This window comes from Sphingobium chungangianum (assembly GCF_977014255.1).
In genome coordinates this window covers 146,509-152,792 of record NZ_CDRNIV010000003.1, presented here as the reverse complement: position 1 = coordinate 152,792, position 6,284 = coordinate 146,509, and the positions used below count along the sequence as shown (strand labels likewise).

Here is a 6,284-nt window from a genome sequence, read left to right as displayed (position 1 = left end):
TGGCTTTACGATCCCCGCGCATATTCCCGGGGAGATTAACGGTTCCTGCTCGTTTGCGACGGCGAGCGGCGTCGGGCTCGATGAGGAACAGCTTCCCCTTGTCCAACTCGTCGGCAACTTTGCGTTCGAGGCAGCTCGGCGGGTCAATCGCTCCGTAGGATCCCATCCCCGCGAATTACCGCGGCTGACCGACCGACAGGTCGAGTGCGTGGCTCTCGTTGCGCGCGGGAAGACCGATTGGGAGATCGCCAGAATCCTCGGCGTCGGCTCAGAGACAGTGAGTCAACACCTCAAGGATGCGCGTGACCGATATGGCGTCACGAAGCGCACAATGCTGGCGATGCGCGCGCTGTTCGATGGATCGATCAGCTTCGCTGACGTCTTCGGAAGATGACTGCCATGTGCTGATCTCCCCTTTTCTGGGGATAACGTAGCGGTCAATATTCTGTTCGAAAAACCTCCTCACACAGGAGGAAGACAATGCTTATCATAGGAAATGGCATAGACGAGGCACTCGACGCGCGCGTCTTCCGAGAAATGTTTGAAGAAAGAAAGCGCGTCTTTGTTGATCTGCTTGGATGGGACATTCCGGTTCTCGCAGGTCGCTATGAAATCGACCAGTTCGATAATGACGAGGCCGTCTACATAGTTGTCACCGATGCACAGGGACACCATCGCGGATCGGCCCGGCTCCTCAAGACCGATCGACCGCATATCCTCGGATCAGTCTTCCCGCACCTGTGTGACGGGAATGTGCCGGTCGGCCCGGAGGTGAGGGAGATCACCCGCTTCTGCCTTGCGCGTGCGATGGGCGCCGCCGAACGGCGCACAGTCCGCAATCGTCTGGTGTCCGGGCTAGTCGAGCATGCTCTGGCCTCCGGAATTACAACCTTTTCTGGCGTGGCCGAAGAGAGCTGGTTCAAACAGATCCTCGCATTTGGCTGGGACTGCGAGCTGCTTGGCGACCGCCTCTCGGGGGTAAGCCGGAACCTTGCCGCGATGCGGATTTCAATATCGTCAGAAACCCCCGACCTACTGCGGAGGACCGGCATCTACCTTCCCACGACGCTGGTCGATCTCGACCGTGCAGCGGCGTGACGCGGGAGACCGACCATGGCGACACAGCACTCCCCTGCCCTTGCAGCGCCCCGCGATGCTAAGCCGCATCTCGAGCTCCTCGCACGCGACGGATTTTGCGTCATTCCTGATCTCGTGCCAGCAGCCGACATCGGCTTGCTCAGCGCTGATCTCGACGATCGTTTCGCCGCGACGCCGTTTTGCGAGGGAGGATTTTACGGCAGTCGTACCAAGCGGTTCGGAAGCGTCCTGAAGAGATCACCCTATGCGGCGGCGCTCATCCAGCACAAGCTTATTCTGGAAATTGCTCAGTCGATCCTCGGCCCGTGGTGCGACACGATCCAGCTAAACCTCGCCCAAGCGCTCGAACTCCACCCTGGCGCTCCCTGCCAGTTCCCCCATCGCGACCAGGACATGTGGCGCGGACCCGTTGGTGAACTCGAATATTTGATCAACGTCATGTGGCCGTTCACCGAATATCGGACCGACAATGGCACCACCCTCATCTGGCCCGGGAGCCATGGCCAACGAGCGGTTGCGGAGGACCACGGCATTGGCCCCATCGCGGTCGAATGCAGTCCAGGGGCTGCAGTAGTTTTCCTCGGATCGACGCTTCACGGTGCCGGCGCGAACACGACCGAGACGATCCGCCGTGGCATGATAGTCAGCTACTGCCTCGGCTGGTTGAAACCGTATGAGAACCAATGGCTCGTCTACCCGCCGGAGATAGCGCGCGGGTTCGAGCCGGCGCTGGCGGCACTGGTAGGCTACCAACAGCACAGGCCGAACCTTGGTAACTACGAGGGCCGCTGTCCCTCGATCCTGCTGAACGCTGACCCGCCTGATCATCTGGCAGCCACTGACGCCCTGAGGCCTGACCAGGAAGAAGCATTGGCACAGTATCTTCTCGAACAGCAGCGCGATCCCGCACCGTCATTGCGCAACGGCTAAGGGCTCCACGGCGATCCCCCCAACTGGGGGGATTGCTGAAACAATGCGCAACAGGCTCAAAAGACGGTGATTTTCGAGCCGTGTCGCAAGCGCCGCAATCCACCGCGAGGAGACAATTTGTGCAGCTTCGTCTCATAGCCATGGTCACGCCGATGCTGGCGATGTCCGCGCCGAGCACGCCCGCCCTCGCCAACGATCTGGGCTGTCAGATCCTAATCTGCCTCTCCAATCCAGGAGGGGCGACGCAATTTTCTGCATGTGTTCCTCCGATGGCCAAGCTCTGGCAGAAGCTCGCGACCGGAGCCTCTTTTCCCGGTTGCTCGGGCGGGAGCGTCGCCAAGACAAAGGTCTTCGACCGAGACTCCGCCACGAAGCGCCGGGTCGTGATGACGTTCACCGATGGGCGACAGCAAAGTTATTCCCTAGCCAACATCGAGAACCTTCCGACAGCAGCAAGCGCCACGGGGACACCGGCGCGGTGATTCTCGAACTCGCAACCGTCGTGGGCCTCGCGCAGCAGTGCGCGCCATCGGTTGCGGTCGAGACGATGGTGTCGGTCGTCCACGCTGAGAGCCATTTCAATCCCTACGCGATCGGCGTGAACGCTAAGGGTGTTCCGGCTCCGGATCCTGGCGATCGTGCAGCTGCGGTGCGCGACGCGCGCTCGCTGATAGAGCTTGGCTACAATATCGACCTCGGTCTGGGTCAGATCAACAGCGCAAACCTGAAGCGCCTCGGCCTGTCGGTCGACGACGCCTTCGACCCGTGCCGGAACCTCGAAGCCGCTGCACGGGTCTTGGCCTCCAACTATCTCAGCGTCGTGCGGACAAGCGCTTCGACGGAGGCGGCCATCGCGGCCGCCATGTCGATGTACAACACGGGCAACCGCTGGCGTGGATTTGGAAACGGCTATGTCGGCCGTGTCTATGCATCGTCTGGTGTCGTCGTGCCGGCCATGCGGCGCAGTGGATTTGCGGTCCAGAACATCGCGGTCACGCCGCCGCCGCCGCCGCGAGAAGCTATTCAGACGCTCGCGATGTCGGACGCGCCGCGCGCCGCTGCCGGCAGCGCGAAATGGAATACGGCTGCGGGGGCGCAGTCAGCGACATTGATGGTCTTCGGGGGGGCATCCAGCACAATAGCGAAAGGACAACCCGAATGACGGCCTTGATGACCGAATCCCGCGACTGGTTGACGCCCCGCCGCCGCTCTCTTGCGCAGCATGCGGCCTTTCTTCTGCTGGCCCTCGCCGTGACGTTGCTTCTGACCGATCCGGCTTACGCTCAGGCCGCCGACGGCGTTACGTCGATGGCCGAGAACATCAAAACCTGGCTGACGGGCACGTTCGCCAAAACCATCGCGGTGATCGCCGTGGTGATCGTAGGGTTCATGTTCTTCACAGGTCGGGCCAGCCTTGGACTTCTCGTCACGGTCATCGTCGGCATCTTCATCGTGTTCAGCGCGCAATGGATCGTCGACACCATCACTGGCGGCGCATGAGTGCGGGCCATGGATACCGATGACCAAAAGCTGCGCGAGGAGACGCTGTTTCTGGCGGTCACGCGCCCGACCATGTGGTTGGGTGTGCCGATTGAAGCGTCGCTGCCCATTGCGCTCGCGGCCTGCCTGACCCTCATCATCACGGGCAACCCGCTCTATGCCTTCGCGCTGGCCGGGGCCTTCCTGGCGATTGCCCGACTGATCGTGCGTCATGATGCAAACGCCTTCCGGTTGTTGTGGCTCTGGACGATGACCAAGGCCCGGTGCCGCAATTGTTGATTTCCGGTGAGATGTGACCCGGGAAGGGCATAAATTTCCATCGAGAAGTGACCCATGTTGAACTCACCCCTGGCTTTGGCGAGCGGGGGATCATGGAGTGTTGGACATGGCGTTATTGAGCGTTATCCGGCGCTGGCATTACCGCGATCATCTATCGATCCGCGAGATTGTCCGGCGCACAGGACTGTCACGGAATACGATCCGTAAATATCTGCGGTCAGATACGATCGAACCGCAGTTCAAGGTGCCCGAGCGGGCGAGCAAGCTGGATCCGTTTGCGGAACGACTGTCGGCCTGGCTGCAACGGGAGATGGCTCGCTCGCGCAAGCAGAAGCGCACGATCAAGCAGTTGCACGCCGATCTGGTGAGTCTGGGCTATGACGGTTCCTATGGCCGGGTCGCGGCCTTCGCGCGGGCGTGGCACGATGCCTATCGCCGTCAGCAGCAGATGAGCGGCCGCGGGACATTCGTGCCGCTATCCTTTGCCCCAGGAGAAGCGTTCCAGTTCGACTGGAGCGAGGACTGGGCGATCCTCGACGGCGTGCGCACAAAGCTGCAGGTGGCGCACTTCAAGCTCAGCCACAGCCGGGCCTTCACCCTGCGGGCCTATCTTCTTCAGACCCATGAGATGCTGTTCGACGCCCATAATCATGCGTTCCGCGTGCTGGGCGGGGTGCCGCGCCGGGGGATTTACGACAATATGCGTACCGCCGTCGACAAGGTCGGGCGCGGCAAGGAGCGTAACGTCAACACCCGCTTCCTCACGATGGTCAGCCATTACCTGTTCGAGGCCGAGTTCTGTAATCCGGCAGCAGGCTGGGAGAAGGGACAGGTCGAGAAGAACGTCCAGGATGCACGGCATCGCCTGTGGCAACCCACGCCGCAGGCCGAGAGCCTTGATGCCCTCAACCTGTGGCTGGAACAGCGCTGCAAGGCGCTATGGCAGGACATCCCGCATGGAATCGAGCCAGGCTCTGTCGCCGATGCCTGGGCCGATGAGGCGCAATGCCTGATGCCGGTGGGCAGGCCGTTCGACGGCTTTGTCGAACATGGCAAGCGGGTCTCGCCGACCTGCCTCGTGCATCTGGAGCGCAACCGTTACAGTGTGCCGGCGTCCTTCGCCAATCGGCCCGTCAGCCTGCGGGTCTATCCTGACCGCTTCCTGGTCGTCGCCGAGGGACAGATCATATGTGAGCATCGGCGCATCATCGACCGGTCCCATGATGGCCCGGGGCATACGGTCTATGACTGGCGGCATTATCTCGCGGTTGTCCAGCGCAAGCCCGGCGCGCTGCGCAATGGGGCGCCGTTCCTCGACCTGCCCGATCCCTTCCAGCGGCTGCAACGGCATCTGCTGCGCAATCCCGGCGGCGACAGGGAAATGGTCGAGATCCTGGCGCTGGTCCTGCATCACGACGAACAGGCCGTCCTGACCGCCGTCGCGATAGCGCTCGATGCGGGTGTTCCGACCAAGACCCATATCCTCAACCTGCTGCATCGGCTGCTCGATGGAAAGCCGATCTCGACGCCACCGGTCACGGCGCCGCAGGCGCTGAGGCTGGCCAGCGAACCGATGGCCAATGTCGAGCGCTATGACGCCCTGCGCCGGGAGAACCGCCATGCGTCATGATCCCGCCAGCGGTGCCATCGTCGTCATGCTGCGCAGCCTGAAAATGCATGGCATGGCGCAGGCCGTCGCCGATCTCATGGCTCAGGGCGCACCGGCCTTCGAGGCGGCGGTGCCGATCCTGTCCCAGTTGCTGAAAGCCGAAACGGCCGAGCGAGAGGTCCGGTCCGTCGCCTATCAGCTCAAGGTGGCGCGGTTCCCGGCCTATCGCGATCTGGCGGGCTTCGACTTTGTCAGCAGTGAGGTCAACGAGGCGCTGGTCCGGCAGCTGCATCGCTGCGACTTTATCGACGTCGCCGACAATATCGTGCTGGTCGGCGGTCCGGGCACCGGCAAGACCCACGTCGCTACGGCGCTCGGCGTACGGGCCATCGAGCAGCACCGAAAACGGGTCCGCTTCTTCTCCACGGTCGAACTGGTCAACGCCCTCGAACAGGAAAAGGCCCAGGGCAGAGCCGGGCAGATCGCCAATCGCCTGATCCACTCCGACCTCGTGATCCTCGATGAGCTCGGCTATCTGCCGTTCAGCGCATCAGGCGGCGCGCTGCTCTTCCATCTGCTCAGCAAACTTTATGAGCGCACCAGCGTCGTCATCACCACGAACCTGAGCTTCAGCGAATGGGCCAGCGTGTTCGGTGACGCAAAAATGACCACCGCGCTCCTCGATCGCCTCACCCACCACTGCCACATACTGGAAACCGGAAACGACAGCTTCCGCTTCAAGAACAGCTCGGCCCAGCAAGCCAAACCCGAAAAGGAGAAACATCATCTTGACCCACCAATGACAATCGAAACATAACTATCAGGCGGGTCAGTTCTCGGTGGAAATCCCGGGTCACATCTCACCGGA

Annotated in this window: 8 protein-coding genes and 1 pseudogene; all 9 read left to right on the top strand. The window is 61.9% G+C overall.

Translation table 11 applies throughout. From position 1 onward, the window contains the following. Positions 1-394, top strand: a 394-nt coding sequence (locus tag ACWNC0_RS04965) for a helix-turn-helix transcriptional regulator (RefSeq protein ID WP_449470003.1), incomplete at its 5' end; no start/stop codon positions are given. Positions 395-480: 86 nt separating this feature from the next. Further along, positions 481-1,098, top strand: a complete 618-nt coding sequence (locus ACWNC0_RS04960; protein ID WP_017182766.1) for an acyl-homoserine-lactone synthase — start codon at positions 481-483, stop codon at positions 1,096-1,098. A gap of 15 nt (positions 1,099-1,113) precedes the next feature. After that, entirely contained in the window at positions 1,114-2,028 is a 915-nt protein-coding gene (locus tag ACWNC0_RS04955; protein WP_017182765.1) for a phytanoyl-CoA dioxygenase family protein, read from the top strand. A gap of 140 nt (positions 2,029-2,168) precedes the next feature. Further along, positions 2,169-2,510 (top strand): hypothetical protein, encoded by a 342-nt coding sequence (locus tag ACWNC0_RS04950; protein ID WP_017182764.1) that lies wholly within the window; start codon positions 2,169-2,171, stop codon positions 2,508-2,510. Then, positions 2,507-3,190: a lytic transglycosylase domain-containing protein gene (locus ACWNC0_RS04945; protein WP_017182763.1), complete on the top strand. Its 684-nt coding sequence runs from the start codon at positions 2,507-2,509 to the stop codon at positions 3,188-3,190. Before ACWNC0_RS04950 ends, ACWNC0_RS04945 begins: the two co-directional genes overlap by 4 nt. Then, a complete protein-coding gene (locus ACWNC0_RS04940; RefSeq protein ID WP_017182762.1) occupies positions 3,187-3,528 on the top strand; it encodes a TrbC/VirB2 family protein in 342 nt (113 codons plus the stop codon). Before ACWNC0_RS04945 ends, ACWNC0_RS04940 begins: the two co-directional genes overlap by 4 nt. Before the next feature lie 9 nt (positions 3,529-3,537). Continuing rightward, positions 3,538-3,801, top strand: a pseudogene (locus ACWNC0_RS04935) (VirB3 family type IV secretion system protein); the annotation flags it as partial. A gap of 112 nt (positions 3,802-3,913) precedes the next feature. Beyond that, positions 3,914-5,437 carry an IS21 family transposase gene (gene istA, locus ACWNC0_RS04930; RefSeq protein ID WP_449468719.1) on the top strand — a complete coding sequence of 508 codons (1,524 nt, stop codon included), beginning with the start codon at positions 3,914-3,916 and terminating at the stop codon, positions 5,435-5,437. Beyond that, positions 5,427-6,233 (top strand): IS21-like element helper ATPase IstB, encoded by an 807-nt coding sequence (gene istB / locus ACWNC0_RS04925; RefSeq protein ID WP_449468721.1) that lies wholly within the window; start codon positions 5,427-5,429, stop codon positions 6,231-6,233. The genes istA and istB overlap by 11 nt, the downstream gene beginning before the upstream one ends. The last annotated feature ends 51 nt before the right edge of the window (positions 6,234-6,284 follow it).